The sequence below is a fragment of the Rathayibacter sp. AY1B5 genome (assembly GCF_002932795.1).
GTDB lineage: Bacteria > Actinomycetota > Actinomycetes > Actinomycetales > Microbacteriaceae > Rathayibacter.
This window is the reverse complement of sequence record NZ_PSWM01000020.1, coordinates 36,430-63,128: the sequence shown is the minus strand read 5'-3', so window position 1 is coordinate 63,128 and position 26,699 is coordinate 36,430. Positions and strand designations below refer to the sequence as shown.

The following is a 26,699-nucleotide window of genomic DNA, read 5'->3' as shown; positions in this document are numbered from 1 at the left end:
CGGCGAGACCCACATCCGCGAGCGGTGCAGCGGTGGTCGTCGGCCTCGCGTCCTCGTCGTCGCAGAACGAGGCGATCTCGACGGCGTTGATCGCAGACCTCGAGCACCGGAACGCTCAGAGCCTGGTCGAGGGATCGCCGCAGCTCACCGGCCTCGGTGTCCCGGAGTCGACCTCGACGCCGACGCGACTTGCTCTGGTCCTGGAGGACGACGCCCGACTGCGCGTTCAGCGGGACCACTACCTCGAGCTAGGGGAATCCTTCACCGCGTTCGAGACCGACGTGGCGCTGAACTCCGTGCAGATCACGGGCGACTCGGCCACGGTGACGTTCACCGAGAGCACCACCCTTCAGCGGAGTCCGTACGAGACAGGAGAAGCTGCTCCGGAGTACGCCTACTCCTTCCCCCCAGGAGGCGACGCTTCGGCTGCACGCGGGCACCTGGTCAGTCGACACCCTCACCCACGAGACGGCGCACACCCCGGCAGATCTCCCGGAAACCGTCGCACCGGACGCCTCCCCCGCCAGCTGACGGTGCGTCCCCTTGGGTCGGATCGATCCGACCGCTCTCCGCCCACGCTGAGCGGCAGCCACCGCCATCGAGCGAGAGAGGGCGTGCTGAGGCGCATCGCTACGACCAGGAGAACGAAGGTCGCGAGGGCGACTTAGACACCCTGAGTGACGTGGAGGGGAGGGCGCGAAAGGATGGGCGCATGTCGACGAAGATCGAAGCAGCCCACCGCAAGCTCGTCGAGGCGCTCGAGAAGCACGCCGAGCTCGCCACCGGAAGAAGAGCCGACGCGGCCGGATCGAAAGCGCCGCGGCCGACGTGAAGAGCGCTGCATCGAGGTACGCGGCTCTCGTGTCCTCGCGCACCGGCACGCAGAGTCCGTTCAGCGACATAGCGGACCCACGCCTGGACCGTCCCACGATCGCCTCACTCACGGCGGAGCGCGACGCGCTCATCCTCCGGCTGGCCCGGACTCCGTTCACGGCGTCCGACCTTCACGTGCCGCTCCCCGCAGGGGACCCGTCCTAGACACGTCTCACTGACGCGCGACTCGCTGGCGTGCTGAACGGTTCCGATTCATGGCGTGTTCACCGACGTGCCGGATCCTGATGCTCATGGATGCACGAGAACTGGCCTGGGGGATTCTGGCGTGGCCGGCCGTTGCGGTCCTCGCGCTGCTGCGAACCGCGGGCAGCTGGGATGTATCGGGCGGGTCCGCGGCAGGGCTCATCGCGGGCACGGCAGCTGCGTTCACTGTCGCGGGTGCACTCCTGTGGCTTCCCTCGAGTCTCTGGCTCGACCGGCGGACACGCCGCACCCCGCGCGTCGGGCGGGCGGCCGCGTTCCTGGGTCTGGGACTCGTGATCGGCGCCGCCGCCTCCACCGCACTGGTACTCGCGTCGGGAAACGCGACCTGGCCCTCCTCCGCGGGCCTCATCACGGAATACGCAGTCACGGCAGGCATCGCCTCCCTCCTCGGCCGGCTCCTCGCCACCACCCTTCGCGCGAAGAAGCTGCCGATCGTTCCGACGGCGGCGAATCGCGTGAACCGCTGAACGATCCGGGTCGTCGATCGATCAGCGTGCCAGCAGCAGTCCGATCGACCCGATGACGACCGGCACCACTGCAACGGCCAGGAAGAGGTAGGACAGCACGAGTCCCACCGCCGACTCCCAGCGAGGACCGTCGTGCCGTCGCGCCTCTGACCGACGACGACGCCGGCCAGCGGGAGAACGTACTGCAGCGTGGTCGCGACCCCGATGACCAGGGGATCGCCCCGCCACAGGTGAGCCGTCGCCAGGTATTCGATCGCGCACGACACGACGGCGAGAACGCCCAGCACGAACGCAGCCCGCGTCCACCACTGCACGAATCACTCCTCGCGCACGCCCGCCTCTCGGACCATGTGCCGGTTCGAACTCGGCGCGGTTCGACGAGCAGCGGGACGATCCGAGTCCGCATCTCCGGTCGCCGGGCCCCCCTCCTGCTCCTCGAGCAGGGGCCCGAGGGCGCGGTCGGCCGGGTCCGTGGGATGCACGACGTCAGCGACTCGCGCACCGCGTGTCACTCCTCACGGGATGATCCGACTTCGGCACGCCTCCGACCTGTTTTGTATACCGTCGGTGGCGGATGGCGTGAGTTCTTGCCTGGCTCGGTGAGCCGATCAGTGCAGAGGGAGAGGTTGTAGCATCGTGGAAACCTGCACGAAATCGAGTCTGGGATACAAAAGAGGAGTCCTCGCGGTGACCATCACTCTGGAGCCGCCCCACCCCTCGCCCTGCTGGGAGCTACACATGTCAGCTGTATCCCGCACCACCGCCCCGCCCGCCTCCGGACACACGGTCGCCTCCGTCCTCGACTCCATCGGCTTCACCCGCGCGCAGTTCTGGATCTTCCTGCTGATCCTCGCCGGGGAGTTCTTCAACACCCTCGAGCAGAACTCGGTGGGCGCCATGGGCAGCCACATCAAGGAGACGCTGCAGATCGGCGACGTCCAGCTCACGACGATCAACACCGCCACGGTCATCGGCGGACTGATCGGCCGAGTGCTGGCCGGCTACCTCGCCGACCGCTACGGCCGCCGGTTCTCGCTCAGCCTGAACCTGCTGATCTACACGCTCGGCGGACTGCTCAGCGCCGTCGCGATGAACTACGAGATGCTGCTCGTCAGCCGCCTGATCGTCGGAATCGGGATCGGCGGCGAGTTCATGATCGGCCTGGTCATGCTCTCCGAGATGGTCTCCACCCGCTTCCGCGGGACCGCGATCGGCGCCGTCAACGTCGGCGCCGGTGGCCTGGGCAACTTCCTCTCCTACGGCCTGTTCCTGCTGCTGCTCGGACCGCTGGAGACCCCGCTCGGCGGACCCGACTCGGTGTGGCGCTGGTCGTTCGTGATCCTCGCCGTCCCCGCGCTGCTGGTCGTCTTCTACCGCCGCAAGCTACCGGAGACGCCGCGCTGGCTGCTCTCGCAGGGCCGCACGGAGGAGGCGAACCGCTCGCTCGCGATCCTCGCCTCGAACTCGCTCACCCCCACCACCGACCGCCCGCCCGTCGAGCTGTCGCCGGACGACCTGCCGCCCGTGCGGATGTCCGCCTCCCCCGCCGCGGTGTTCAGCCGCCCGGTCATCCGCCGCACCGCCGCACTCGGCGTCGCGTCCTGGATGGCCTTCGGCTCGCAGGTCACGCTGAACTTCCTGATGCCGACCCTTCTGGTCGAGCGCGGCTATTCCGTCTCGGAGAGCCTGCTCTACACGATGATCATGAACATCGGCTCGCTCCTCGGAGCGACGACCGCGGCCCTCATCGCCGGTCGCGTCGGCCGCCGCACCGCCGTCGGCGCCGCGGGAGTCCTCGGCTGCCTCACCGCGCTCGCCTTCGCCGGCTTCGGCAACGGCACCGGGGCGATCCTGATCCTCGGCGCGCTCTTCCAGTTCTTCACGATGGTCACCAACACGACCCTCGCCACCTGGACCGCCGAGATCTTCCCGACCGCGATCCGCGCCTCCGGAGCCTCGATCGTCAACGGCATCGGCAACATCGCCGGAGCGGTCATGCCGTTCCTCGCCGTCGCGCTCTACGGCTCGTTCGCCTTCGCCGGCGTCTTCGGCCTCGCCGCCGTGATGTACGCGGTGCTCGTCGTCGCCTCCCGCTTCGCCCCGGAGACCCGCGGACGCTCGCTCGAGGACGTCAACGAGAACGCGATCGCCGCCGCCGCCCACTGACCCACCCACGCCCCCGGCGCTCCGGCGCCGGGGGCGTGACCATCCACCTGACAGCACCACAAGGAGCACCATGGACACCCTCACCGTCTCGGCCACCGCCAACGGACTCAACTACCTCCCCGAGTACGTCGCCGACGTCGGCGGCCTGTTCGCCGAGCGCGGCCTCGCCGTCACCGCCACCGCCTGCGACCCCTGGACCGGCGTCCTCGACAACCTCGACTCCTGCGCCGCCGACCTCGCCCTCGGCGGGCTCTGGGTCCCCGGGATGTACGCCGGCACCAGCCGCGAGCTGACCGTCGTCGGCCAGCTCAACCACCGCTTCCCGATGACGATCGTCGCCCGCGACGGCTCCGGACCGGTCGGGCTCGACTGGCTGGCCGGCAAGGTCGTGCTCGCCCCCGGCGCCGGCGGCAGCGCGCCGTTCGAGTTCACCGCCGGGCTGATCCGCGAGGCCGGGCTCGACGTCTCCGCCACCCGCTGGGCGCGCGATCTGTCCACGGCGATGATGCTCGAGCTCTACCGCGACGGCCTCGGCGACGCGATCGTGCTCGACCTGCTCTCGGCGAAGGAGCTCGTCGCGGCCGGAGGCGGGCAGATCGTCTTCCGCCACCTCGACGCGGGCGTGATGCCCAACAGCGTCTACTACACCCGCACCGACCGGGTCGAGGAGCTCGCCGACCGCACCGAGCGCTTCGTCGACGCCATCGAGACGGCGATGCAGAAGATCACGGCGGGCGAGGCCGGCGCCGAGATCGACGCGGTGCTCGCCGCACGCTGGCCCGACCGCGATCCGGTGCTCCTGCACGAGGCCGCCGACGAGATGGCCGCCGGCGGGGTCTGGGACACGACCGTGATCGACGAGGCCGCGTCCGACCGCTGGATGCGGATCCTCGCCGAGGCCGGGCTCGTCACCAGCGCCCCCTCCCTCGCAGAGCTCACCGGACGCGCGACGGTCGGCGCGCGCTGATGACGCTCGTCCTCGCCTCCGAGCAGATCGCCGCGCTGCTCCCCGACGTCGACGTGCTCGGCGCGGTCGAGCAGGTGTTCGCGGACCTCGGCTCCGGTGCGCTGCACCAGGGCGCGCCGACGGCCCTCGCGGGCGAGGACGACGGGCTGATCCTGCCGATGGCGGTCCGCTCCGACACCCTGGGCCTCGCGGCCGTGAAGCTGATGGCCGACCTGCCCGGCAACGCCGCGCGCGGGCTCCCGACGCAGCGCTCGACCATCCTGGTCACCTCCCTCGTGACAGGAGAGTGCGTCGCCGTCCTGGACGGAGCGCTGATCACCCGGGCCCGCACCGCCGCCGCCTCCGCGGTCGCCACCCGGCACCTCGCCCGGGCGGACAGCCGGGTGCTCGGACTGATCGGCGCCGGCAACCTCGCCGTCGCCCACGTCCGCGCGCTCCGGGCGGTGCGCGACCTGGACGAGATCGTCGTCTGGTCACGGTCGGACGCGACGCTCGACCGGTTCGAGGAGACGGTCGGGCATCCGGTGACCCGCGCTGCGGATCCGCGGGCCGTCGCCGAGCGCTCGGACGTGCTCTGCACGCTGACGCCGTCGGTCGAGCCGATCGTGCGCGGCGCCTGGCTGCACGCCGGCCAGCACGTGAACGCCGTCGGCGCCCGTCCGCGGCCGGAGCACCGCGAGCTCGACGCCGCGGCGATGACGATCGGCACGCTCGTCGTCGACAGCGCTGCCACGGCGCGGGCGAAGTCGGGGGACCTCGTCCTCGCGATCGCGGAGGGCGCGCTCGACGCGGCGGCCGGGCTGCTCGAGCTCGGCGACGTCGTGGCCGGCACCGCTCCCGGCCGCGTCTGCACGGAGGAGATCACCGTCTTCGACTCCGTCGGCCTCGCCGCGCAGGACCTCGCGGTCGCCGCCGCGCTGATCGATCTGGGGCGGCTGCGGGACGCGGGCAGCGAGATCCGGCTCTCCGGGGTCCCCGCGGCGGCGGGCCGCTGATGCGCATCGCCGTCGTCAACTGCAACACGACCGAGTCGATGACCGAGACGGCCGCCGCCCGCGCCCGGCTCGCCGTCGGGCCGGGCACCGAGATCGTCGCGATCACGCCGAGCTGGGGCGTCGCGTCGGCCGAGGGCTGGTACGACAGCTTCCTCAGCGCCGCGGCCGTCCTGCACACCCTCGAGCGGCTGCCGGCCGGCATCGACGGCGTCGTGATGGCCGGGTTCGGCGAGCACGGCCGCGAGGGCGCGCGCGAGCTGCTCGACGTCCCCGTCGTCGACATCACCGAGGCGTCCGCGCACCTCGCGATGCTGCTCGGCCGCCGCTACGGGGTCGTCACCACGGTCCGGCGCGCGGTCGGCCAGATCGAGGACAGCCTCACCACCGCCGGCCTGATCGCGCACTGCGCCGCGATCGAGAACACCGGCCTCGGCGTGCTCGAGCTGGAGGAGGATCCGCAGGCGACCCTCGACGCGTTCGTCGCCGCCGGCGAGCGCGCGATCGCCCGCGGCGCCGAGGTCGTCTGCCTGGGCTGCGCGGGCATGGCGGGGCTCGAGGAGCACGTCGGCGCGCGCCTGCCCGTGCCGGTCGTCGACGGCGTCGCGGCGGCGGCCGCGCTCGTCGAGACCCTCGTCCGGCAGCGGCTCGGCACCAGCCGGATCGACAGCTACGCCCGCCCGCTGCCGAAGGAGCGCAGCTGGCCCGGCTGAACGGCGGAGAGCGGCCGAGCGTGTTGAATGGTCGCACCGGCGTCGCGAGGAGGACCGTCATGACACTCGTCAGCACCGAGGAGTCGCTCGCGAGCCAGACCTACCGCGCGCTGCGCCGGGAGATCATCCTCGGCCACTACCCGCAGGGGTCTCGGCTCGTCGAGGCCTCGCTGGCCACCGAGCTGCACGTGTCGCGACTACCGGTGCGCGAAGCCGTGCCGCAGCTCGCGAACGAGGGCTTCGTGCGGATGCTGCCCCGCCGCTCCACCCGGGTCGCCCAGTGGAGTGTGGAGGACGTCGTCGAGCTCTTCGACGTCCGGCTCAGCCTCGAGACGCTCGCCGCGCGACTGGCCGCGCAGGCCGTCGCCGCCGGGGCGTCGCTGCAGCCGCTGCTCGAGGCGATCGACGCCGAGCACCGCGCCCTCGACAGCGAGGACTGGCTGGAGGTCGCCGAGACCTCGACCGTCGTGCACGAGGCGATCGTCGAGGTCGCCGGCAGCGCGCTGCTCACCTCGCTGATGCGCGCCGTCACCGGCCGGATGACCTGGCTGTTCTATCTCACCAGCGCCCGCGACCAGCGCCAGCAGTCCGACGAGCACCACGGCCTGCTCGACGCGATCCGCTCGGGCAACGACCGCCTCGCCGAGTCGATCGCTTTCACCCACATCGAGAAGGGCCGGGCGCCGTCGCTCGCGATGATCGCTGGACGGCAGCGACCGATGTGAGGAGGCGCTCCAGCGACCGGTGAACGATCCCCGGACGGAACGCCGGAGGCGATGCGGATGAGGCGAAGCGCGCGATCGCTCGTTAGCGCGCTCGCCACGCTCACGGAATGGTCGGCCTCTCTCCGTGGCACCGGCGAGCCGACGCTCGCTTCGATCGCGACCCTGCGCGGAGCGACGGCCGCTCTCTTCTTCGGGCTGGTCGAGCCCAGAGACGTGATGGCTCTGGCGGCGGGGTAGGTGTCGTCATCTGGATCGTCGTTGCCGCTGTCGGTGGGTACGTCGCTCCGCGGAGGCTCTCGGTCGGCCTGTCCTCGTCGCGTGGCTTCCAGCTGTGGTGAGCGCCCTCTCGTGATCCACGGCGAGAGGGGACGGGACATCAACGAGATGAGGCACGGCGTCGGCTCAGCGCCCAGACGAGCGCGCCCGCGAGGAGCACCGCGCAGGTCAGCCCGGCGACGTGCAGGACGAGCGACGGCACTCCGTTCTCGGGGAGCAGGAACCCGTAGGGCACCCATCCGTCGGTCGCTCCGCGGACGAGCACGACGACGACCCAGACGATCGGGTAGGGCAGGACCACCCACAGCCGGCGCCACGAGAGCGGTCCGCGGTCGGCGACGACGATCCAGTCGAGGAGGACGAGCGCGGGGAGCACCACGTGCAGGACGGCGCTGACCCAGGGCGGGGCCGTCCCGGTACCGGGGACGAGGGTGTTGTAGATCACGGCGACGACGATCAGGTAGGCCGTCGCCGCGCCGCGGACGTAGCTCAGCCACACCGAGGTCGGACGGCGGGCGAGCGCGATCGAACCCGCGACGATCAGCACCGCGCTCGCGAGGAGGCTGGTCTGGTTCGTGAAGTAGCCGAAGTAGTCGAACGGATTCGGGTCGCCGGCCGCGATGCTCAGCGCGTAGGTGTGGAGGATCACCGCGATCGCGGCTGCGCCGACGGCGATGCGAGCAGCGCCCACGAGTGGGCGGGTCGATGCCGGGGAATTCATCAGGTCAGCCTAGGAGCCGTCGGGCTTCCTGATGACCGGCGACAGACACTCCCCTTTCGGAACGGCGCTGAGCATTTCAGGCGGAGACGCGACCACGAGGAAAGCGGTGACGTCGCTTAGCCTGAGCCGGTGGGGACGTTCTCGAAAGTGCGCAGCACGGTCGCGGTCGCGGCATGCCTGCTAGTCGTGACGGGATGCACGGCGCAGCCTGCACCACCGACTCCGCCACCGGCAACGAACACGGACGACGGCTTCACCTCCCCGCTGACCGGCGATCTAGGCGTAGCGACGTTCACCGGGAGCGACGGGACAACCGGCGCCGTCCAGTTGAGCGCGGCGGACGGCCGGCTGGCCCTGACATCCGACGAGCTCGTCATCCCCGCCGCATCTTCCGGTTCCGTAGCGGTCATGGGGGCGCTCGATCCGATCGACGCGGATATCACCTGTTTCGACGTCGATTTCCCGATGCGTCTCGCGAACGCGGAGTCCGGGAAGCCCTACAAGGCGTGGCGGAACCTCGCAGAGTTCCGCGGCGACCCGACAGCGATCGATCAACTCGTTCTCACGACACGACCGCAGGACGACCCCGACTGCTCAACCAGAATCCTCGCCATCGCTGACGTCCAGTGGAACGTGCAGCCGCAGCGCAATACCCTCGTCGCCCGGGACGCCGGCCCGCGTGCAGCAGCGCGTGGCGAGGTGTCATCCACTGACGGGAAGCCGACGTCGTACGCGGTCGCTCGCAACGACCTCGCAGAGGACGTCGCGGCACGATTCGGCATGACGGCCGACGACCTGTTCTACCTCAACCCGTTCCGGTTCCCCTCGGACGAGATCCTCCGCGTCGGTGAGGACCTGAATCTCACCGTTGCCGCCCGATGACCGCGAGCCACTCGGTCGCCCTCGACAGAGGAGCGTGATGCTCGCCGTATCGGCCGAGGCGCTCTTCCTGCCCCAGCTGCGGATACTGTCGCGGCCCGTCATCAGCCAGGGGAACCCGTGTTACTCGTGCTCCTCGCCGGCGCTCCCGCCGTGATCGGAATCCTGTGGCTCGTCACCCTCTCAGGCGACGGGTCCCAAGAAAAGGTGCGACGGGACACCTGCATCGGAGCCCTTGTCGTCAGCGTGCTGTTCATCGTCGGAGCCGTCGCCTACTGGTTCGTGCCGGTGGAGACGAGCAACGATGCTCAGGGGTCGTTCGGCGGTTCCGCCTTCGCCGTCGCCGCGCTGATCGTCAGCGGCATCATCGGCCTCATCCTCACCCTCATCCTCTGGCTCACGATGCCAAGAGGGACAAGGGTGGAGCGCGACTGACGCCCGGTCGCTGCTCGGACGACGATCCGATCGGGAGGAGTTCACGCCACCGGCCCCGCAGAGAACCGTCGACAGGGCGATGAGAATCGCGCCCTGCGTAGGCTGAGCGACAGATCGACGGACGGAGCAGCACACACCATGACAGACACGAACGCGATCGGTCGACTCTCGGCCGTGGCCGCTGCGACCGGGCTCGTTCTGGCCCTGGCCGGGTGCACGGCACCCCTCGATGGAACCGCCGTCGCCAGCCCTTCGATGACGTCCACCGCTTCCAGCCTCCCAACGGGCAGCCCTACGGACGGCTCCGATGCAACGGGCTCTCCCGCCGCACAGTCACTTCTGGAGCAGCTGCCCATCCGCACCTCGCTCGAGAGCGTGTCCAACGATGCGAGCGGTGATCTCCTGATCGAGGAGCGAGAGGACGGGACGGTGTGGCTGTCCCTCAGCGGGCTGAGCCTGACCGGAGCAGTGGAGCCGCGAGTCCTTCTCACAAGCGCTCCACTCGAAGACAATGACGGCGAGTTGAGGTTCCCTGCGGACGTCGGAAGCGAGGTCGGCTCGCTGACAGCGGATGCCGACCAGGAATTGCAGATCATCGATCCCGACACGATCGGCGGTATCGAGAGCGTCCTGATCCTGGGTGTCGGTGATCCCGGCACCCGCCAGCTCGCAGCCGCTCGACTGTCGCCCTCCGGCACGGAACAGTGACGCCGCAGCGCCGCGAACGGAAGGCACCGCCAGGTACCGGCACCGGCCTCCGCGTGGAAAGCACGCTCGCCGCGCTCCCCTACGAGCTGTCCCGCGACATGAGCAGCTCCCGCAAGAACGAGCAGCACCCATTCGACCCGCCCCTTCGGCCGGCGGGGCACGGGGGAACGCCGGGTGCCTGATCCCCGCGCAGTCATTCTGGTGCCCTTGGCCATCGTCTGGTTCTTCGTGACCTACTGGCCGATCGTCTCCGTGGTGTTCGTCGTCCTCTTCGTCATCGTCGGGTTCGTGGTCCTCATGCGCCGTGAGGCGCGACGTGACGAAGGCTAGGATCTGCGCGACACGCTCCCGAAGGTCGCTGCGCTGGAATTTCGTATCCGTCGGCGTGGTGCAGTCCGCGCCGCACAGCCGTGGCCCTCACGCCACTCGTCCTCGCCCTCGTCGGCGTCGCGGTCGGCCTCGCCGTTGCGCCAGACGTCCCCGCGGGGTGGGTCGTCCTCGGGGTGACAGCGGCTGTCGTGGGATCGGCGATCCTCGGGTCCGCCGTCTTCCTCTTCGTCGACCGGAAGCGGCAGCCGCCCTCGCCTGTCGATCACGAGGAGAGCTAGACGGCATGATCGGCACATGGCCCGGAGATCGACTCAAGTCCTCATCGGAGGATTCGCTGTTCTGCTGGCGCTGGGCGCAGCAGGATCCGCCCTCGCCCTCGCGAACGCTACTGCGGAGCCGTACTACCCGAAAGAGGGTCTGAACGAGGAGTACGCCGAGACACTGGTGCGGGACCTGACGACGGACGATCCGCAGACCGCGGTCATGGCTCACTTCCCAGCATCGAACCCGAACTCCGTCGCGGAGCTCGTCGCCGAGTGCTCCCCGGTCGCACAAGCTCAAGCACGACCGACCGTCTACTCCGACGTCGTCCCGGTCAACGCGAGGGTGATCCTCGAGGCACCCGGGCTCGCGCGCTGCGACATGTACCTCTCCTGGTCCGAGAGCCACGGCGAAGCGTGGTCAGTCCACCTCACGGACCCGCCGCCGCAGGACCCGCTTGCGACACCGATCCGCACACCGGAGACCTAGCCGCCCACCGTGAGGCGCCACTGTCGCGCTGTCCCGGTGGGATGATCGGCGCATGGCGCCGATTCTGAGGGAAGTGCACCTCTGGCCGAACACGGGCCACCCGGACGTCCGATGGTCTCCACCGCGCCCCCCGGACGAATCGGACTGGCCCCTGCTCGAGATGAACGCCATTCTTCGAGGGTCGAGGAAGATCTCCGAACCGCTCGGAGAACGCCTGGCGGAGCAGCGCATAGAGATGCCGCGGGCGAGCATCCGACTTCTCCCAGGAGGAGCATCCGCGAGTACCGATCTCGAGGTCGAGATCTCTCGCATCGTGATCGACGGTGAGAACTCGGTCCACTTCGCGGTACCGGCGGGATTCCACAACCTCGATGTGCGTGCGCGGGACGAACTGGTGCTGACGATGTGGACGGAGACGCTGCGAAGGCTGGTGAGCAACCAGGGCGGCGATCCGGCCGCGGTGAGTCGAGCGACTGACGCTCTAAGAGGAGTCGACTACGGGGAACCGCGTCGCGGGCCCTGGAAGCAGAACCCGGCTCGATCGCATCGCATGCGGCTGATCGGCGTGCTCGAGGACGACGGCTACTTCCGTCTCCGTGTCGAAGTGGAGCACCTGGGCGGAGGGCGTCCGCCGGTGCTGTCCGAGACGATAGTCGGCGACTCCACCTTCTGGTCGTTCGATCGCGCTGCACGAGACCTGCGGTGGACGTCGAGCTCCTCCGTTGAAGGCGTATCGATTCCCGGCATCCTGCTCGGCGACCGAGGACGGTTCACCCTCGACGTCGCCACCGGTGCGGTCCACCAGAGCAGAGGGTTCACGACGCCGCTGCCGATCGAGTCGACCGGTCCCGCCGTCGGGGCGGGCTTCCGTTTCATCGAGCAGCCCGCTGACGACGTCTACGTCGGGTGGGGAGGAGGAGGCCCGGTGAACGATGTTCCCGCGGAATATCTCGCCGAGGTCGACCGGCTTGCTGACCGGCTCTGCTCACCCGAGTGGAAACGGTGGTGGCGCCTAGTCGGCGTGGACCACGTGAGTGGGTACGTCAACTACGAGCCACCGCGCGAGACGCCGATCGTCCGACTCGTGAACACAACACTGACAATGATCGTCAGGCGTTCTGTCGCAAAGATTCCTACCGGACCGAAAGCAGAACAGCTAGCTCGGCAAGACCTAGAAGCCGCGCTCACCCGTCTGGCCGCACGCCAGAACGTCGAGCTTCCTCCGCTCTGAACCAGACGCGAGTCATGCGCATACACCTCCACCTCAGAGGCCGAGCACAGCTGGGCGCTGCACACCCACAGCTACTGGAGACGTCGACCGGGACCGCCGCGTCTCGTGACCGATCAACCATCCCCGTACTGAACGCCGATCCATCATCTTCTCGTTCCTCTACCGTGCGGTGATCACCGCACCGCGCATCCCGAGCGCCTGGAGGTCGACCCCCGTCGAGGAGACGATTGCCTCTCCGGTAGTGCCGTCGTAGACGACGGTGTAGACGTCCCACTTGTTAGCCGGAAACCCGTAGGGCGCGTCGTTCACGACAGGGGCGTGGACGCTCAGAGCCCACATCAGCGCCTCCGGTGAGATTCGAGTGTCGCCGCCGAGTCCCGGGGCGCAGGAGGACAGCTCCGCATACGTCGCCCGCACCGCGTAGATCGGGTACTGCGTCTTCTCCTCCGCGCTGAGCGTCGAGAGGCGACTTCCGGCGCCGTCGGCCAGGTCGAGCGCCGGGTTCGTCAGCTGCTGGACGTCGATCATCGGCCCGTAGGCGGTGTCATCAGTCGGCGGGCACGTCGGGGCCTCCGTCAGGAGTGACGACGGCTGGGGGTCCCGAGTCGAGGCCGGTGCCGCCTGCGTCTCAGTCGAGGTGGGCGTCGTACTCGCGGTTGCGTCGATGGTGACGGGGCCGGAGCGGATGCGCAGCGTGGTCGTGGTCTGCGTGAGGCTCACGTCCTCGGCGCCCAGCACGTCCACCAGCCACTGCTCGCCGTCAGTGCAGGCGACGAACGTCGTCGCAGGGCCTGCGGTGACGACCCAGACGGAAGGCTGCAGGCCGGCCGCTTGCAGATCGTAGGTGAGCCCGTTGCAGGGCTCGTTCACGCTGAGCTTCGATCGGCCGTCGATGCTGACGATGTGGAAGGCGACCGGATGATCGAGCACCCATCCGCCTGATCCTTGATCACCGATGACCGCGGTGCTCTCGTAGGTGAGCTTCGTCACGTCTTCGGCTCGCAGCTGCTCACCCGGGACCTGCGATGACGGCGGTGCGCCGGACACGGTGGCGCTCGTCGCGCATCCGCCGAGGAGGAGCGCCCCGGAGAGGCAGAGGATGCTGAAGGGAAGGGGTCTCGCACGTCTGGTGATCACTGGTCGACTCCGTCCTGGTTCATGGGCAGGTCAGTGCAGTCGACCGGGGTGCTCATCCCCGTGAATATCCGGATCCCCCCGCCCTCCTGACACACCTGGGTTCCGGCGAGGGAGAACAGTGCAGCGTCCGTCCCGTCTGTGATGCCGTCGGTACCCGACCCCAGGAGTGCAGCGCATGCCGCGGCGAGTGACTCGATGGGCTCTTCTGCCGTCGTTCGGATCTCGCCCGACAGTGCGACGCCCTGCCCGTCCTGTTCCCAGCAGGTGACGGGCGCCGCGACCGGAGTGCCGCGGTCCGTCGTCACCGCAGTGACGACTGTCGCGCTGAGGACCGCGCCCGCGATGCCGGCGAGCGTCACCGCCGCGGCCTGGCCGAAACGTCGGCGGCGGCGGATCCGTTGCGCGAGGCGTGCGCTGATGCGCTCGAGCTGCTCATCGCTCAGGTCACGACTGTCCATGGTCCTCTGTCCGTTCCGTCAGGGTTCTCGTCAGGGAGGCCCTCACGCGCGAGAGCCGGTTGCGGACCGTCCCGTGGGACAGGCCGAGGGAGGCGGCGGCATCGCTGTAGCTGAGGTCGTCCTCGATGCACGCCGTCCAGATCGCGCGGTCGGTCGCACTCATCTGCTCGACCAGACGCCGCACGTCGAGCAGCCGGTCGCTCGTCTCCGCGTCGACGCCGCGAGAAGCGGTGTCGTCGGAGAGGGGCTGGTGGCGCCGGCGCTGCTCGCGGCGGTTGGTCGAGGAGCTGAGATTCCGCGCCGTCACCAGAAGCCACGGCAGCACCGACTCCCCCGCGATGCGCACGCTCGAGCGGCGCTTCCAGAGCAGGAGGAAGCTCTCCTGAACGACGTCCTCCGCCTGGCCGGCGTCCACGAGGAAGCTCCTCGCAGCCCGATGGACCGCGCGGCCGTGCATCCTGAAGAGAGCGTCCAACCCCGAAGGGTCACCGCCGCGCAGACGATCCACCAGCGTCGCCTCAGCAGCACCGACCATCCGACATCACCCCCTCAGTAGTGAATGCCCTCAGAGCACGGATTCGTCTCAGGCGTCACGGACCAACATCACCAGTCGCCTTCGAGGTAGACGATGCGCGTGCCGGCTCGGGCGCCACCGGTCATCCGGTGAGGTGTCCCGACCGGTCTCCAGCCGTGTCCAGCGCAGAGCTCGAGCACACGATCGAGGTCTGAGACCGTCAGCGCGATGTGCACCGTGCCGACCTGTGCGGGCGAGCCGGCGGACTCGAGCGGTCGAGGCGGGTCGTACTGCAGCAGCTCCACCCGGTGGGGGCCGAGGGTCACCGTCGCTGCGCGGAACGTCTCGCGGGCGAGCGTCTACAACCGGGGCGAGCAGCTCACCGCCTCCGGGGTCATCACCGGGTTCTCGGCCCTGGTCGATCCCGGCAAGGTGGGGCTCGACGTCTGCGCCCTGGTGTTCGTGACGGTGCACCCGCAGTCGTGGCACCGGTTCCGCGAGGGCATCCTCCAGATGCCCGACGTCGAGTACTGCTGCATCACGACCGGCGAGCACGACGCGATGCTCCTGGTCCGCTCGCTCGACATCGGCGGCGTGCACGACTTCGTCACCGGCGTGGTCGCGGCCCGGCCCGAGGTGAAGTCGGTGGTCTCGGTCGTCGTGCTCGACGAGGTGGTGCGCAAGGCCTACCTGCTGCCCTCCGACATCCCCGACCGCTCCGGATCGACGAACCGGCTCGGCATGACGCGGTTCACCACCGCGGGGAACGGCCGCGACGCGGCGCGCTGAGCGTCAGACCTCGACGCAGATGCTGACGTGGTCGTCGCCGTCGATCTCGAACTCCTCGACGAGCCGCAGCAGGCCTTCGCCGTCGAGCTCGACACGGCTGCCGCCGGTGCCGCTGACCACGGTCCCGCCGTCGATCAGCTGATGCACGAACGAGACCTGCAGGGCGTCGCCGGTGCGCGTGCCCACGAACCGGCCGAAGGTCACGGTGTCGCCGGCGTAGTCGCCCCAGACCACTCCGTCGCGCTCGGAGTAGTGGAACCGCGACGGCGACTCCGGGTCGACCGCGCTGTTGGTCGAGGAGGTCATCACGAACTCGCGGCCGTCGAGACTGGGGGCGGTGGTGGCGTCGTTCACGTCATGGAGCATGCCGGAGTGGTCGGGGTGTCCTGGCCGCGGGCCGATTTCGTCTCATCCTTCGGGTCTCGAACCCGTGGAATTGGACGAAAGTGTCGTCACGGCGTCCCTCCACGGTTCATTCGTCTGCGGTCGCGGACCGACCGACGTCGCTCGGATCGAGCCGAAGGCCCTCCGGCGTGGAGCGGGCGACTCCACGGACAGGACGTCGTCCGGTGTCTGCGAGGCGTCCGGACCTCCCCGGCCGGCTCGATGCTCCAGCGATTCGTCCGCGATCGGATTCTTTCGCGTACTCTCAAAACCCGTACGGGGAATGAATCGGGGCTCATTCGCAGCCGATTCGTATTCAGCATCTTGGGGGCGCAATGGATCCGCAGCAATCGGTGAAGAGTGATCGCGCCCTGTGCGCCCACGCGAGGAGCGACGGATGACGGGCTCAAGCACGGCAGGCGCCGTGGTGAAGCGCCCCGAGTCGCGAGAGTGGATCGATTTCGCCAAGGGCGTCGCGATCAGCCTCGTCGTGCTCTACCACTCGTCGCTGTTCCTGGGATTCTTCGACCTCGCGGGGTACGTCCCGAAGCTCCGCACGGTGCTGCTCTACTTCCCCATGCCCGTGTTCTTCTTCATCGCGGGCCTCACGGCCGCCCGGATGCTGACGTGGACGTTCGCCGAACTGTGGCGCCGCCGGGTGCTCGCGCTGGTGTACCTCTACCTGCTGTGGTCGTTCATCCGGGTCGCCTTCTACCTCGTCGTCCCGTTCTCACGGTCGGAGGCGACCTCGCCGACGGACCCGCTCAACGTGCTGGTGCTCCCCATCCTGCCGTCGAGCAGCTACTGGTTCATCTGGGCTCTCGCGATCTTCAGCATCCTCGCCTGGCTGATCCGCAAGGTGCCCCGGTGGATCCAGCTCTCCGTGGCCGGACTGCTCGCCGTCGCGGCGACGACCACCGGCCTGCTGGACACCGACAACATCGGCTGGGACCGGGTCCTCCAGAACTTCCTCTTCTTCCTCGTGGCGATGTTCATCCCCCGCACGTTCTACCGCTTCGCCGCTCGCGTGAAGCTCTGGCAGGCGCTCGCGCTCGCGGTGTCCTACCTCGGCATCATCGCGGTGATCGTCGTTTTCGACGCGAACCGCATTCCGGGCGTCATCCTGATAGCCAGTTCGGTCGCGATCATCGCGGGCATCGCCGGCTCCCAGTACCTCGTCAAGGTCCGCGCACTGAAGATCTTCGTCACCATGGGGCAGCAGAGCTTCCAGATCTATCTCCTGCACCTCTTCGTGATCGCTGTCGTCGTCGCGTTCGTCCCCCTGCTCGGCGAGACGAATGTCCCACCCCTCCCGGCGACGGTCTTCCCGGTCGCCCTGACGGTGTTCTCCCTCTGGGCGTCGCTGTTCCTCTTCCAGTCGCTGCGCCGCTTCTCCTGGTTGTGGGTGAGCCCGTTCAGCACCGGCAAGTCCCAGAAGAAGCGCCTCGCCGCCAAGACTGCGAGATCAGCCGGGGTCCAGCCCACCGCGGTCGAGTCCGCAGCTCCTCTCACCTCGGCCGACGAGCCCGCTGACGCAGGGAGTGCGGGCAGACCCGAGAAGGACTGACCGGCGAGCACCTTCCGGGCGACTCCCCGGGCGGCCCTTCTGCAGGCCCGAGTCGTCTCGGGCGCTGGTGAGTCCGCGTCAGACCGGGCCGGCCCGCGCTGATCGGTCTCGGGCGAGCCGAGGGAGCAGTCGGACGAGGACGACCATGCCGACGAGTTCCACGAGAGTCTGCGTGACGACGACGACCGGCGCGAGCGCGAGCGGCGCCGGGAGCGCGAGTGCGAGGGGCAGCACGACGAGCGAGTTGCGGGTCGCGCCGCTGAACACGAGGGCGCGCGTCGCGGGCACGTCGAGTCGGAAGACGCGTCCAGCACCCAGCCCCAGAGCGGTCATGACCACGAGGAATCCGGCGTAGAGCGGCACGAGGACGAGAAGCCGGCCGGCCGAGGCGCCCACGGCGCCGGCCTGAGAGGCGACGACGGTGAAGAGCGTGGCCGTCATCAGCGGCACCATGAGCCCGAGCATCGTGGACTCGACGATCCGTCCGGCTCTGTGTCGGCGCGCCAGGGCCTGCACCAGACCGGCCGCGGACAACGGCACCACGATCAGCAGAAGGAACGCCCGCACGAACGGACCGGCGTCGACCACCGCCACCCCCGCAGGACCGATGACGAGCAGCAGATAGACGGGGAGGAGGAGGATCTGCGCGAGCATCAGCAGCGGTGCGGCGGCGAGCAGTCGGTCGGACGCTCCTCCGGCGAGGCCGGCGAACACGATCACGTAGTCGATGCACGGCGTCAGGAGCACCAGCAGGACCCCGAACAGCAGCACCGGAGTGTCGGCGACGAATCGGGACAGCCCGTAGGCGACGAGCGGCACGACGACGAAGTTCAGCACCCCGACCGCGGCGAGGAAGCGGCCGTCGCGCAGAGACCGTCCGATCGCGGCGAACGGGACCCCGAGGAACGTGGCGAACAGCAGCAGCGCGAGCACCGGTTCGATCGCGACATCGAGGTGGTGCGCGGCGGGCAGCAGCAGTCCGAGAGCGGCGCCGGCGGCGATCGCCGCGAGGTAGAGCGGGATCTGGCGGTGCTCGAGCCAGGCGACGAGCGCTCTCACGACAGCAGGCCGGCGAGAAGGAGGGGCACGGGTGCAACGGTAGAGGCTCGCCGCCCGGCTCACCGACGTGGCCGAGACCACCCGCGAACCGCCGGCGCTGACCTGATCGCGCGTCGAGCGGAAGCACCGCCGCACAGTGAGTCCGCTGACGAGCGCGACCTGGCGCGCCCGGGCGGATGATGGTCGGGTGAACCGCACCGATCGTCTCTACGGGCTCGTCGAGGAGCTGAGGGCGGTCTCGCCCCGGCCGCGGAGCGCGCGCCGTCTCGCCGAGCGGTTCGAGGTGTCGGTGCGGACCATCGAGCGGGACCTGTCCGCGCTGCAGCAGGCGGGTCTGCCGATCTGGGCGGAGCCCGGCCGCACGGGCGGCTACGTCATCGACGCGTCGGCGACCCTCGGTCCGGCCGGGTTCACGCTGGAGGAGGCCGTCGCCGTGCTGATCGGCCTCAGCGCGCTGCGGCGCAGTCCGTTCCGGCAGGCGGCCCGGACCGCCGCCCGGAAGACGCTCGCGGTCCTGCCCGACGACGTGGCCGCCCGCGCCGGCGCGGTCGCCTCCCGGGTGCACTTCCTCGAGAGCGAGGAGGAGGCGCCCGTCCCGGCGGAGTTCGCGACGGCCCTCCGAGCGGATCGTGTCGTCCGGCTCCGCTACCGCGACAGCAGCGGTGCGGAGTCGGTCCGCGACGTCGAACCGCTGGGCTCGATCGGGAAGGAGGAGCACTGGTACCTGATCGCGTGGTGCCGGCTGCGCGAGGGGGTCCGGGCGTTCCGCGGCGACCGGATGCTGTCGGTCGAGGTGACCGACGAGCGGCCTCCGCAGCGCACCCTCCGAGCCGAGGACCTCGCGCTCCAGTACGGACGACTGCGGTCCGTCGTCGACGACTGACCCGCTCCGGGGACGCCGACGACCGCCGCGGACCTCGCGGAGACGAGGACGATCTGCGGAAACACCGACAGGACGGTGTCGCGACGACCGGCGAGCCTGGTGCCTCCACCTCGTCCCCGCCCCTGAAGGAGCCCCATGCCGTTCACCTCCCTCCGCCTCGTCACCGACGACCTCGACGGCCTCGTCGTCTTCTACGAGCAGGTCATCGGCCGTCCGGCCGAGCGCCCGGCGCCGGTCTTCGCGCAGTTCACCGGAGCGGGCGCGACCCTCGCGATCGCCCACACCACGACCGTCGGGATGCTCGACGGCGCCGTCGTCCCCGCGTCGAACCGCTCCGCGCTGCTCGAGTTCGAGGTGCCCGACGTCGACCGCGCCTTCGCCGAGCTCGCACCCCGGAGCGAGGACGTGGTGCTCCCGCCGAGCACCATGCCGTGGGGCAACCGCTCCGCCCTCGTCCGCGACCCGGACGGGAACGTCGTCAACCTGTTCAGCAGGCCCGCAGGCTGACCGGTCGCGTTCCGTCGGCCGCGCCCGCTGGGCCCTGCCCGAGTGGCGGCCCGACGACCGGAGTGGGTCGCGACGCGTTTCAGAGAGCCGTTCCCCGCCGGGACGGCGTCATGAAGCGCTGCCGGGCGCTGCGAGCTCGCCCGTGAGGTACTGCGCTCGACCGAAGCCGAAGGACCAGTCCGCCGCGGTGTTCTCGACGAAGCCGACGACGAGGTCGGCGCCGTCGACGCCGATCTCCTCCAGCGCGGCGGCGAGTGCGGCGAAGAACGTCTGCTTCTCGTCCGTGGTGCGCCCGGTCTGAGTGAAGATCTGGATGACCACGACCTGCTCGGACCTCTCGATGCCGAGACCGACGTCGAGGGCGGTGAGCCGGCCGGGCTTGTGCTCGGTGACGATCTGGAAGCGGTCGCGCTCCGGGAGGCCGTAGACCTCGACGAGGGTGCGCATCAGCGCGTCGCCGAGTGCGGTGATCTGCTGGTCGGAGCGGCCCTCGATCAGGTCGATGCGGATGAGCGGCATGGTGATTCCTTCGGGTCCGGGGAGGTCGTCGCACCGTAGCGTGCGGCCTGCGCCGACCTCTGCCCCTCCCCTGCGTCTCCTCTCAGCCGGGCGGCGTCGGAAGGATCGGGCAGCCTCTCCTTGCTGGCGCGTCAGCGGGGCTGGTGCTTGCATGGCCCTCATGTCGACCCCGTCCGCGCCTCCGCCCTCCTCGCCCCGCGCGGAACCTCACGACGGTGCGATCTCGGGGCGGCTGAACTGGTTGCGGGCGGGCGTGCTCGGCGCGAACGACGGAATCGTCTCGGTCGCCGCTCTCGTCGTGGGCGTCGCCGGCGCCACGACCGCCACGGCACCGATCCTGACGGCGGGCGTCGCAGGGGTCGTCGGCGGTGCGATCTCGATGGCGCTGGGCGAGTACGTGTCGGTGAGCAGCCAGAGCGACAGTCAGCGTGCACTGATCGAGAAGGAGCGCGTCGAGCTGGCAGAGGATCCCGCCGGGGAGCTCGAGGAGCTCGCCTCTCTCTACCAGGCGCGGGGCCTGACCCCGGAGACCGCGCATCGGGTCGCCCGCGAGCTGAGCGAGAACGACGCTCTGACCGCGCATCTGGAAGTGGAACTGGGCCTGAGCGAGGAGGCGGTCGCCAGTCCGCTCGCCGCCGCCGGCGCCTCGGCACTGTCGTTCCTCCTCGGCGCCGCGCTGCCGCTGCTGGCGATCCTGCTCCCTTCGCCGGAACAGAGGGTTCCGGTGACCTTCGCTGTGGTGCTGATCGCCCTCGCCGCGACGGGGTTCATCAGCGCCCGGGTCGGCGGCAGCCGGGCTCTGCGGCCGATGATCCGCATCGTCGTCGGCGGCGCTCTGGCGCTCGCTGCCACGTTCCTGATCGGGTCGCTGCTCGGCACGTCCGGCGCGATCTGATGCCCCGGATCCTCGTCGTCGAGGACGACCCGCAGATGGGTGCCCTCGTCGAGCGGGGGCTGCAGGAGGACGGCTACGACGTGCATCTGGTCGACAACGGTGTCGATGCGCTGATCGCCTTCACGGCGGGAGACGTCGACGTCGCCGTCGTCGACGTCATGCTGCCGGGGATGACCGGGTTCGAGGTCTGCCGTCGGCTGCGCGAATCGGGCAGCACCGTCCCGGTGGTGCTGATCACGGCGCGGGACGCCGTCGAGGACCGGATCTTCGGGCTGGACTCGGGCGCCGACGACTACGTCACGAAGCCGTTCCACTTCGGCGAATTGAGCGCGCGGATCCGCGCGCAGATCCGCCGCCGGACCAGCGGCCCACAGCCTGTGGTGGAGATCGGAGCGCTGCGCCTGGACGCCTTGGCGGTGCGGGCGACCGTCCGCGACCGCCCTTTCGCGCTGAGCGTGAAGGAGTTCACCCTGCTGCGCTTCTTCGCCCTGCGGCCGGACGAGGTGCTGACCCGGACGGGGATCCTCACCGAGGTGTGGGGGTCGTCGGAGACGTTCGAGCCGACTCTCGTGGACCAGTACGTCAGCTACCTCCGCAAGAAGCTCGCGCTCGCCGATACGGGCCTTCGGATCACGACGGTCCGCGGCGCGGGGTACCGGCTGGAGCGCGCCGAGTGAGGCTGCTGCGCTCCCTCTCGATCCGCTCCCGGATCACTCTCGGCAGCCTCCTCGTCGCGCTGATCGGGGTCGGTGCGACCACCCTCGTACTGCACGCGCAGTTCCGCAGCATCGTGGTCGCCTCCGAGGTGACCCTCGCCGAGGGCGACCTCGCCCCGTACCTCGCCGATCTGCGATCGGAGCCGACCGAGACCCCTGACCCGCCGGCCGAGGGGATCCTGATCTTCGCGCGCGCTCCCGGCGGTGCGGTCCCCGTCGACACGATGCCGCACGACGTCCACGAGGCCCTGGACCGCAGCAGCGGCAACGACGGCGCCTCGACGGTCGTCACCGACGAGGACGTGCGGTTCACCGTCGTCTCGCGGACCCTCGACACCGGCGCGGGCACGTGGGAGCTCTGGGCGGCGCGCAGCGGCGCCGGCAGCGACCTCACCGTCGCGGCCCTCGACCGGACGCTGCTCGTCAGCGCCGCAGCCCTCGTGATCCTGTCCGCTCTCGCCGCATGGCTGCTCACCGGCGTCGCCCTGCGTCCGGTCGAGCGGATGCGCCGCACCGCCGCCTCGCTCGGCGATCGTGACGGAGGCGAGCTCCCCGTCGGCTCGGCGACTGATGAGCTGTCGGACCTAGCGGAGACGCTGAACGCCTTCCTCGCCCGGACGCGGGACACGGCGGATCGGGAACGGCAGATGGTGTCCGCGGCCAGCCACGAGATCCGCACGCCACTGGCCGTCGTCATCACCCAGCTCGAACTCGCGCACCGGCACTTCGGCGACGCGGACGCCCTCGAGACGGAGATCCGCGCCGCCGAGGGGTCCCTCGCTCGCCTGTCCCGGCTGGCGACGAACCTCCTGGAGCTCTCCCGCCTGAACGCCGCCCCGCCGGTCGCGGCGCGCGCGACGGCGCGCGAGCTGGAGACCGAGCTGATGGACTCCGTCGACCGGCTGAGGACGATCGCCGGAGGCGCCGGCCCCGAGATCGAGCTCGACACCGCGATCGAGCGGGCCGATGCGCCCTACCCGCTCTCGGCGAGCGCGTTCTCGCGGATCCTCGACAATCTCGGCGCGAACGCGATCGCTGCGACGCCGCCGGGAGGACTCATCACCCTCCGTCTGCGCCAGCACGACTCCGGCCTCGAGCTGCACGTCGAGGACACCGGGCACGGCGTGCCGGAGGAGTTCGTGCCGCACGCCTTCGAGCGCTTCTCCCGGCCCGACGAGGCGCGCACCAGCCGCGACGGCGGCAGCGGGCTCGGGCTCGCCCTCGTGGCGGCGCTCGTCGACATCGCGGACGGCTCGGTCGCCCTCGAGAACCGCAGCTCCGGCGGAGTCGCGGTGACGATGGTGCTGCCCGAGCGGTGACAGCCGGGCCCTCGACGACCGATCGCAGGAGGCCACCGGCTCCGACGACTGATCGCTCCGGCGAGCGAGCGCACGCACTGACTCCGCCCGGTCGGCGCCTCGCAGCTCGGCGGTGAAGCGGGGAGTGGGCTCCGAGGACGGGCGAGCGATCGTTCGAGGGCTCACACGAACGCGTCGATCCGGCGGAGCGCGCGGGACAGGCGCGTAGCGTCACGAGGACAGCACCCCTCGACCGAAGGCGCCCCCGATGAACGACTGGCAGATCAACGGCCTCCCTCTCCACCCGCTCCTCGTGCACGCCGTCGTGGTCCTGCTCCCCCTCGCCGCACTGATGCTCGTCCTCGGCAGCGTCTGGCCCGCCGCCCGCCGCAGGTTCGGGATCTTCACCCCGATCATCGCCCTGGCCGCGCTGATCGCCGTCCCGCTCACCACGCAGGCCGGCGAAGCCCTCGAACGCCGGACGGAGCCGTCCGCGATCCTCGAGCTGCACACGGAGCTCGGCGATCACCTGCTCCCCTGGGCCGCCGGCCTGTTCCTCATCGCCCTGGTGCAGTGGCTCTGGTTCCGCCGCACGCGACGGAGCGATGACCACGCCACCACCCGCCGCCCTGTCGTCGGGATCGTGCTTGCCGTCGCAGCGATCGCCGTCTCCGTCGGAGCCACCATCGACGTCGTCCGCATCGGCGACTCCGGGGCGCAGGCCGTCTGGTCCGACTCCACCACCGGCACCGACCAGGCACCCGCGCCCAGCGGCGACAGCGACGACTGAGTCCCCGACGGATCAGCGCTCATGCCCCTGCGACGGAGGACGCGCCTCCTCCAGCCCGCCCCGCCCGCTGAATGCGCGCCCGCACCAGCCGCTGCAGCAGCGCGGGGTAGAGCTGAACGGCGATCGTCGACCCGAGCAGCCAGGCCGCGCCGCCCGTCGCACCCGTGACTGTCGCGGCGAGGGCGAGCGCGACTCCGACGGCCGTGCACGCGACGTGCACCGCCTCGGAGCGGCGGGTGTGCTGATCGAGAGCGGCCAGCCCCGCGCGCGTGCCGTCGAAGCCGCGCTCGCGGGTGACGAGGCGGTTCCACCCGACGACGTCGAGCAGCCGACCGAAGACGCCGACCCCGAGCGCCCGCAGCACCGTCGGCTCGCGGCGGCCCACGTCGAACCAGGACTGCTCGAGCGGACGGGTGCGCGCACCGAAGGTCAGTGCCGCCCAGCCGGTGAGGACCATCTGCGCGACCGCGGCGAAGACCGGGCGCGAGGGTCCGATCGCGTGCCAGGCGGCGGCGAGGAGGGCTGCCGCGACGGCGGTGAGGACGAGGGTCCGGACCACTCCCGCTCCCTCCTGCCCGTGCTGCGGTGTCGGACCCGACCACCGGCGCACGCCTCCCATGATGACCGCTGCCGGGCAGTCGCCGTCAGGCCGGTACCGAGAGGGTCGCCGTGAAGACCGGCCCCCGGCGGGCCGGGTGAACGACGTCGAGACGGTGACGGTCCCGCCTGCCCGGGCGAGGATCGCCCGGGTGATCGCGAGGCCCAGACCGGCACCGCCGTCGTCACGGGCTCACGCCGGGCTGGGTCGACCCGCGCCTCACCAGGTCCGTAGGCAGGGTGATGGCAGCCGGGCGCTCCCCCTCGATCGCCTGCAGGAGGAGGCGGACCATCTCCGCGCTGATCCGCTCGAAGGGCTGCCGCATGGTCGTCAGCGGCGGGTCCGTCGTGAGGGCGACGGCCGAATCGTCGAATCCGCCGACGGCGACGTCCTCCGGCACACGCTTGCCGAGCCGGGCGAGTGCGTCGATAGCGCCTGCTGCCATGCGGTCGTTGGCGGCGAAGACGGCGTCGATGTCGGGATGCGCGGCGAGAAGCGCCTCCATCGCAGTGGCCCCACCGGCCCGGCCGTAGTCGCCGAACTCCACCGCCTCCGCACCGCCCACCTCCGCGCGGTAGCCCGCGAGCCGCGCGATCCCTCCCGTAGTGTCGGGCGGTCCGGCGATCGTGGCGATGCGCGAGCGTCCGAGGCTCCGCAGATGAGCGACCATCTCCCGCGCTCCCTCCTCGTCGTCGGCGGCGACGTAGCCCATGCGCTTCTCGTAGCCGACCGGCACGCCGCAGGCGATGGCCGGCACTGAGGATCTCTGGATGTCCGTGAGCAGCCGTGCGCCGACGTGGGCGGAGATGAGCAGGACCCCGTCGACGTGGCCCGCGTCGATGTAGGCGAGGGCTCGCCTCTGCTCGTGCTCCGTCCCCGCGAGGATGAGGACGAGGGCGACGTCGTGCTCCGCGAGTGCGGCTGAGGCGCCTCGGAGCAGAGTGGCGAAGTTCGGATCCTCGAAGAGCGAGCGCGCGTCCTCCGTGAGGAGGAAGGCCACCGTGTCGGTGCGGCTGCGGGACAGGCTCCGGGCGTGGGGATTGGCGCGGTAGCCGGTCCTCGTGATCGCCGCCTCCACTCGCGCGTGCGCTTCGGGGCTGACCCATCTTCCGCCGTTCAGCACGCGCGAGACCGTCCCGCGCGAGACACCGGCCTCGACAGCGACGTCCTGAATCGTGGGGCGTGAGGGCGTCCCGCCTCTTCCGCGCGAAGGCATCCGCGTCACTTCACCGCCCCGGCCGCCAGGTCGACCCGCCAGAACCGCTGCAGGACGAGGAACATCGCGATCAGCGGCAGGATCGAGAGGAGTGCCCCGGTGATGACCAGCGTGTAGAGCGCCGGCGCGGAGGCGCCCTGGTTGAGCAGCCCGTTCAGGCCGACCGTGAGCGGGAAGAGCGAGTCGTCGCCGAGCATGATGTACGGCAGCATGAAGTTGTTCCAGATCGCGACGAACTGGAAGAGGAAGATCGTCACCAGCCCCGGCAGGAGCATCGGAACGGCGATCCGGGTGAAGATCCCCATCTCCCGGGCGCCGTCGGTCCGGGCGGCCTCGATGACCTCCGTCGGCACGGCGGCCGCGGCGTAGATCCGCGCGAGGTAGATGCCGTAGGGGCTGATGATCTGCGGCAGCAGCACTCCCCAGAACGAGTTGGTCAGCCCCACCTCGGCCAGCAGGAAGTACTGAGGGATCGCGAGGATCACGCCGGGGACGAGGACGCCCATCAGCAGGACGGCGAAGACGCCCTTCCTGCCGGGGAAGTCGAACTTCGCGAGCACGTATCCCGACAGTGCCGATACCCAGGTAGAGGCCACTGCACCGACGCCCGCGTAGAGCGCGGTGTTCAGCATCCAGCGCCAGAACAGACCTCCCCGGTACTGCGCGAGAGCGACCACGTTGTCGATCAGATGCGAGCCGGGCGCGAGCGTGAAGGTGGAGAAGAGCTCGCCGCCGCTCTTCGTGGACGCCGTCACCACCCACAGCACGGGGAAGAGGCAGTAGACGGCGCCGATCAGCAGGATCGTCGTCGCGATCCAGCCCGGACGTCCGCGATCGGGGTCGCGGCGTGCGGTCCTGGACCGTGTCCGCCCGACGGTGCGGGCGGGGGGCCGCTGAAGGATGCCGGGCAC

General features: G+C 70.3%; 33 protein-coding genes. 22 read left to right on the top strand and 11 right to left on the bottom strand.

The features are described 5' to 3' along the window. Window positions 1-32 precede the first annotated feature (32 nt). The 7 genes from C5D44_RS12850 (at window position 33) to C5D44_RS12815 (ending at window position 7,128) form a co-directional block, all read left to right on the top strand. Window positions 33-668: a hypothetical protein gene (locus tag C5D44_RS12850; protein ID WP_104281861.1), complete on the top strand. Its 636-nt coding sequence runs from the start codon at window positions 33-35 to the stop codon at window positions 666-668. A 456-nt stretch (window positions 669-1,124) separates the two neighbouring features. Next, complete coding sequence (locus C5D44_RS12840) at window positions 1,125-1,565, top strand: hypothetical protein (protein WP_146088048.1); 441 nt, start codon at window positions 1,125-1,127, stop codon at window positions 1,563-1,565. A gap of 738 nt (window positions 1,566-2,303) precedes the next feature. Beyond that, on the top strand, window positions 2,304-3,731 hold the full coding sequence (locus tag C5D44_RS12835) for an MFS transporter (RefSeq protein WP_374954077.1): 1,428 nt from the start codon (window positions 2,304-2,306) through the stop codon (window positions 3,729-3,731). A 70-nt stretch (window positions 3,732-3,801) separates the two neighbouring features. Continuing rightward, a complete protein-coding gene (locus C5D44_RS12830; protein ID WP_104277411.1) occupies window positions 3,802-4,698 on the top strand; it encodes an ABC transporter substrate-binding protein in 897 nt (298 codons plus the stop codon). Further along, entirely contained in the window at window positions 4,698-5,693 is a 996-nt protein-coding gene (locus tag C5D44_RS12825) for an ornithine cyclodeaminase family protein (protein ID WP_104277412.1), read from the top strand. The genes C5D44_RS12830 and C5D44_RS12825 overlap by 1 nt, the downstream gene beginning before the upstream one ends. Next, a complete protein-coding gene (locus tag C5D44_RS12820; RefSeq protein WP_104281858.1) occupies window positions 5,693-6,403 on the top strand; it encodes an aspartate/glutamate racemase family protein in 711 nt (236 codons plus the stop codon). Before C5D44_RS12825 ends, C5D44_RS12820 begins: the two co-directional genes overlap by 1 nt. 59 nt (window positions 6,404-6,462) lie before the next feature. Continuing rightward, window positions 6,463-7,128 carry a GntR family transcriptional regulator gene (locus C5D44_RS12815; RefSeq protein ID WP_104277414.1) on the top strand — a complete coding sequence of 222 codons (666 nt, stop codon included), beginning with the start codon at window positions 6,463-6,465 and terminating at the stop codon, window positions 7,126-7,128. Between the two features lie 376 nt (window positions 7,129-7,504). On the opposite strand, the gene C5D44_RS12805 is transcribed toward C5D44_RS12815, so the two are convergent. Continuing rightward, window positions 7,505-8,125 (bottom strand): Pr6Pr family membrane protein, encoded by a 621-nt coding sequence (locus tag C5D44_RS12805; RefSeq protein ID WP_104281856.1) that lies wholly within the window; start codon window positions 8,123-8,125, stop codon window positions 7,505-7,507. Window positions 8,126-8,254: 129 nt separating this feature from the next. On the opposite strand from C5D44_RS12805, the gene C5D44_RS12800 reads away from it, so the two are divergent. From C5D44_RS12800 to C5D44_RS12775, 7 genes are all read left to right on the top strand, one after another. Then, window positions 8,255-9,007, top strand: coding sequence for a hypothetical protein (locus tag C5D44_RS12800; protein ID WP_104281855.1), 753 nt, complete (start codon window positions 8,255-8,257; stop codon window positions 9,005-9,007). Between the two features lie 117 nt (window positions 9,008-9,124). Beyond that, entirely contained in the window at window positions 9,125-9,439 is a 315-nt protein-coding gene (locus C5D44_RS12795) for a hypothetical protein (RefSeq protein ID WP_104281854.1), read from the top strand. A 138-nt stretch (window positions 9,440-9,577) separates the two neighbouring features. After that, entirely contained in the window at window positions 9,578-10,147 is a 570-nt protein-coding gene (locus C5D44_RS12790; RefSeq protein WP_104281853.1) for a hypothetical protein, read from the top strand. A gap of 207 nt (window positions 10,148-10,354) precedes the next feature. Continuing rightward, entirely contained in the window at window positions 10,355-10,477 is a 123-nt protein-coding gene (locus C5D44_RS18530) for a hypothetical protein (protein ID WP_258067408.1), read from the top strand. An 80-nt stretch (window positions 10,478-10,557) separates the two neighbouring features. Further along, window positions 10,558-10,755: a hypothetical protein gene (locus C5D44_RS12785; RefSeq protein WP_104277420.1), complete on the top strand. Its 198-nt coding sequence runs from the start codon at window positions 10,558-10,560 to the stop codon at window positions 10,753-10,755. Between the two features lie 16 nt (window positions 10,756-10,771). Continuing rightward, a complete protein-coding gene (locus C5D44_RS12780; protein ID WP_104281852.1) occupies window positions 10,772-11,227 on the top strand; it encodes a hypothetical protein in 456 nt (151 codons plus the stop codon). A 52-nt stretch (window positions 11,228-11,279) separates the two neighbouring features. Next, window positions 11,280-12,458 (top strand): hypothetical protein, encoded by a 1,179-nt coding sequence (locus C5D44_RS12775; protein WP_104281851.1) that lies wholly within the window; start codon window positions 11,280-11,282, stop codon window positions 12,456-12,458. Window positions 12,459-12,617: 159 nt separating this feature from the next. Here C5D44_RS12775 and C5D44_RS12770 read toward each other — a convergent pair whose 3' ends face one another. The 4 genes from C5D44_RS12770 to C5D44_RS18715 form a co-directional block, all read right to left on the bottom strand. Then, window positions 12,618-13,448 (bottom strand): hypothetical protein, encoded by an 831-nt coding sequence (locus C5D44_RS12770; RefSeq protein ID WP_146088047.1) that lies wholly within the window; start codon window positions 13,446-13,448, stop codon window positions 12,618-12,620. Between the two features lie 143 nt (window positions 13,449-13,591). After that, window positions 13,592-14,053, bottom strand: a complete 462-nt coding sequence (locus C5D44_RS12765; protein WP_104277424.1) for a hypothetical protein — start codon at window positions 14,051-14,053, stop codon at window positions 13,592-13,594. Then, window positions 14,040-14,588, bottom strand: coding sequence for an RNA polymerase sigma factor (locus tag C5D44_RS12760; RefSeq protein ID WP_104277425.1), 549 nt, complete (start codon window positions 14,586-14,588; stop codon window positions 14,040-14,042). The genes C5D44_RS12765 and C5D44_RS12760 overlap by 14 nt, the downstream gene beginning before the upstream one ends. Window positions 14,589-14,656: 68 nt before the next feature. Next, window positions 14,657-14,872 (bottom strand): VOC family protein, encoded by a 216-nt coding sequence (locus C5D44_RS18715; RefSeq protein WP_219815345.1) that lies wholly within the window; start codon window positions 14,870-14,872, stop codon window positions 14,657-14,659. Here C5D44_RS18715 and C5D44_RS12755 point away from each other — a divergent pair. Then, complete coding sequence (locus tag C5D44_RS12755; protein WP_104281849.1) at window positions 14,796-15,356, top strand: Lrp/AsnC family transcriptional regulator; 561 nt, start codon at window positions 14,796-14,798, stop codon at window positions 15,354-15,356. The two genes, C5D44_RS18715 and C5D44_RS12755, sit on opposite strands and share 77 nt — an antisense overlap. A 3-nt stretch (window positions 15,357-15,359) precedes the next feature. Here the strand turns inward: C5D44_RS12755 and C5D44_RS12750 are convergent, their stop codons facing one another. Then, complete coding sequence (locus C5D44_RS12750; RefSeq protein WP_258067973.1) at window positions 15,360-15,710, bottom strand: hypothetical protein; 351 nt, start codon at window positions 15,708-15,710, stop codon at window positions 15,360-15,362. 427 nt (window positions 15,711-16,137) lie between these two features. Between C5D44_RS12750 and C5D44_RS12745 the strand changes: the two genes are divergently transcribed. Beyond that, complete coding sequence (locus tag C5D44_RS12745) at window positions 16,138-17,307, top strand: acyltransferase (protein ID WP_104277429.1); 1,170 nt, start codon at window positions 16,138-16,140, stop codon at window positions 17,305-17,307. A 78-nt stretch (window positions 17,308-17,385) separates the two neighbouring features. Here the strand turns inward: C5D44_RS12745 and C5D44_RS12740 are convergent, their stop codons facing one another. Then, window positions 17,386-18,366: an arsenic resistance protein gene (locus C5D44_RS12740; RefSeq protein ID WP_104281848.1), complete on the bottom strand. Its 981-nt coding sequence runs from the start codon at window positions 18,364-18,366 to the stop codon at window positions 17,386-17,388. A 187-nt stretch (window positions 18,367-18,553) separates the two neighbouring features. Here C5D44_RS12740 and C5D44_RS12735 point away from each other — a divergent pair, with 187 nt between their 5' ends. Beyond that, entirely contained in the window at window positions 18,554-19,249 is a 696-nt protein-coding gene (locus C5D44_RS12735) for a YafY family protein (protein WP_104281847.1), read from the top strand. Between the two features lie 135 nt (window positions 19,250-19,384). Next, a complete protein-coding gene (locus tag C5D44_RS12730) occupies window positions 19,385-19,756 on the top strand; it encodes a VOC family protein (RefSeq protein ID WP_104281846.1) in 372 nt (123 codons plus the stop codon). A gap of 108 nt (window positions 19,757-19,864) precedes the next feature. Here C5D44_RS12730 and C5D44_RS12725 read toward each other — a convergent pair whose 3' ends face one another. After that, window positions 19,865-20,275 (bottom strand): tautomerase family protein, encoded by a 411-nt coding sequence (locus C5D44_RS12725; protein ID WP_104223271.1) that lies wholly within the window; start codon window positions 20,273-20,275, stop codon window positions 19,865-19,867. 160 nt (window positions 20,276-20,435) lie between these two features. Here C5D44_RS12725 and C5D44_RS12720 point away from each other — a divergent pair, with 160 nt between their 5' ends. The 4 genes from C5D44_RS12720 (at window position 20,436) to C5D44_RS12705 (ending at window position 23,974) form a co-directional block, all read left to right on the top strand. After that, window positions 20,436-21,170 carry a VIT1/CCC1 transporter family protein gene (locus tag C5D44_RS12720; RefSeq protein ID WP_104281873.1) on the top strand — a complete coding sequence of 245 codons (735 nt, stop codon included), beginning with the start codon at window positions 20,436-20,438 and terminating at the stop codon, window positions 21,168-21,170. After that, window positions 21,170-21,847, top strand: a complete 678-nt coding sequence (locus C5D44_RS12715; RefSeq protein WP_104281845.1) for a response regulator transcription factor — start codon at window positions 21,170-21,172, stop codon at window positions 21,845-21,847. Before C5D44_RS12720 ends, C5D44_RS12715 begins: the two co-directional genes overlap by 1 nt. Then, entirely contained in the window at window positions 21,844-23,205 is a 1,362-nt protein-coding gene (locus tag C5D44_RS12710; protein WP_104281844.1) for a cell wall metabolism sensor histidine kinase WalK, read from the top strand. The genes C5D44_RS12715 and C5D44_RS12710 overlap by 4 nt, the downstream gene beginning before the upstream one ends. A 247-nt stretch (window positions 23,206-23,452) precedes the next feature. Continuing rightward, window positions 23,453-23,974, top strand: a complete 522-nt coding sequence (locus C5D44_RS12705) for a DUF2231 domain-containing protein (protein ID WP_104281843.1) — start codon at window positions 23,453-23,455, stop codon at window positions 23,972-23,974. A 19-nt stretch (window positions 23,975-23,993) separates the two neighbouring features. On the opposite strand, the gene C5D44_RS12700 is transcribed toward C5D44_RS12705, so the two are convergent. The 3 genes from C5D44_RS12700 to C5D44_RS12690 all read right to left on the bottom strand — a co-directional run bounded on the left by C5D44_RS12700 (window position 23,994) and on the right by C5D44_RS12690 (window position 26,603). Continuing rightward, on the bottom strand, window positions 23,994-24,533 hold the full coding sequence (locus tag C5D44_RS12700; RefSeq protein WP_104223276.1) for a hypothetical protein: 540 nt from the start codon (window positions 24,531-24,533) through the stop codon (window positions 23,994-23,996). Between the two features lie 223 nt (window positions 24,534-24,756). Then, window positions 24,757-25,788, bottom strand: a complete 1,032-nt coding sequence (locus C5D44_RS12695) for a LacI family DNA-binding transcriptional regulator (protein ID WP_104223277.1) — start codon at window positions 25,786-25,788, stop codon at window positions 24,757-24,759. A 5-nt stretch (window positions 25,789-25,793) separates the two neighbouring features. Then, entirely contained in the window at window positions 25,794-26,603 is an 810-nt protein-coding gene (locus C5D44_RS12690; RefSeq protein WP_258062243.1) for a carbohydrate ABC transporter permease, read from the bottom strand. Window positions 26,604-26,699 lie beyond the last annotated feature (96 nt).

Excerpts from the sequence above, each read along its gene's own strand:
- C5D44_RS12840 (WP_146088048.1), top strand. The coding sequence starts at position 1,125 with ATGGATGCACGAGAACTGGCCTGGGGGATTCTGGCGTGGCCGGCCGTT.
- C5D44_RS12835 (WP_374954077.1), top strand. The coding sequence starts at position 2,304 with ATGTCAGCTGTATCCCGCACCACCGCCCCGCCCGCCTCCGGACACACG.
- C5D44_RS12830 (WP_104277411.1), top strand. The coding sequence starts at position 3,802 with ATGGACACCCTCACCGTCTCGGCCACCGCCAACGGACTCAACTACCTC.
- C5D44_RS12825 (WP_104277412.1), top strand. The coding sequence starts at position 4,698 with ATGACGCTCGTCCTCGCCTCCGAGCAGATCGCCGCGCTGCTCCCCGAC.
- C5D44_RS12820 (WP_104281858.1), top strand. The coding sequence starts at position 5,693 with ATGCGCATCGCCGTCGTCAACTGCAACACGACCGAGTCGATGACCGAG.
- C5D44_RS12815 (WP_104277414.1), top strand. The coding sequence starts at position 6,463 with ATGACACTCGTCAGCACCGAGGAGTCGCTCGCGAGCCAGACCTACCGC.
- C5D44_RS12805 (WP_104281856.1), bottom strand. The coding sequence starts at position 8,125 with ATGAATTCCCCGGCATCGACCCGCCCACTCGTGGGCGCTGCTCGCATC.
- C5D44_RS12790 (WP_104281853.1), top strand. The coding sequence starts at position 9,578 with ATGACAGACACGAACGCGATCGGTCGACTCTCGGCCGTGGCCGCTGCG.
- C5D44_RS12780 (WP_104281852.1), top strand. The coding sequence starts at position 10,772 with ATGGCCCGGAGATCGACTCAAGTCCTCATCGGAGGATTCGCTGTTCTG.
- C5D44_RS12775 (WP_104281851.1), top strand. The coding sequence starts at position 11,280 with ATGGCGCCGATTCTGAGGGAAGTGCACCTCTGGCCGAACACGGGCCAC.
- C5D44_RS12765 (WP_104277424.1), bottom strand. The coding sequence starts at position 14,053 with ATGGACAGTCGTGACCTGAGCGATGAGCAGCTCGAGCGCATCAGCGCA.
- C5D44_RS12760 (WP_104277425.1), bottom strand. The coding sequence starts at position 14,588 with ATGGTCGGTGCTGCTGAGGCGACGCTGGTGGATCGTCTGCGCGGCGGT.
- C5D44_RS12755 (WP_104281849.1), top strand. The coding sequence starts at position 14,796 with ATGTGCACCGTGCCGACCTGTGCGGGCGAGCCGGCGGACTCGAGCGGT.
- C5D44_RS12745 (WP_104277429.1), top strand. The coding sequence starts at position 16,138 with ATGACGGGCTCAAGCACGGCAGGCGCCGTGGTGAAGCGCCCCGAGTCG.
- C5D44_RS12730 (WP_104281846.1), top strand. The coding sequence starts at position 19,385 with ATGCCGTTCACCTCCCTCCGCCTCGTCACCGACGACCTCGACGGCCTC.
- C5D44_RS12725 (WP_104223271.1), bottom strand. The coding sequence starts at position 20,275 with ATGCCGCTCATCCGCATCGACCTGATCGAGGGCCGCTCCGACCAGCAG.
- C5D44_RS12720 (WP_104281873.1), top strand. The coding sequence starts at position 20,436 with ATGTCGACCCCGTCCGCGCCTCCGCCCTCCTCGCCCCGCGCGGAACCT.
- C5D44_RS12715 (WP_104281845.1), top strand. The coding sequence starts at position 21,170 with ATGCCCCGGATCCTCGTCGTCGAGGACGACCCGCAGATGGGTGCCCTC.
- C5D44_RS12705 (WP_104281843.1), top strand. The coding sequence starts at position 23,453 with ATGAACGACTGGCAGATCAACGGCCTCCCTCTCCACCCGCTCCTCGTG.
- C5D44_RS12695 (WP_104223277.1), bottom strand. The coding sequence starts at position 25,788 with ATGCCTTCGCGCGGAAGAGGCGGGACGCCCTCACGCCCCACGATTCAG.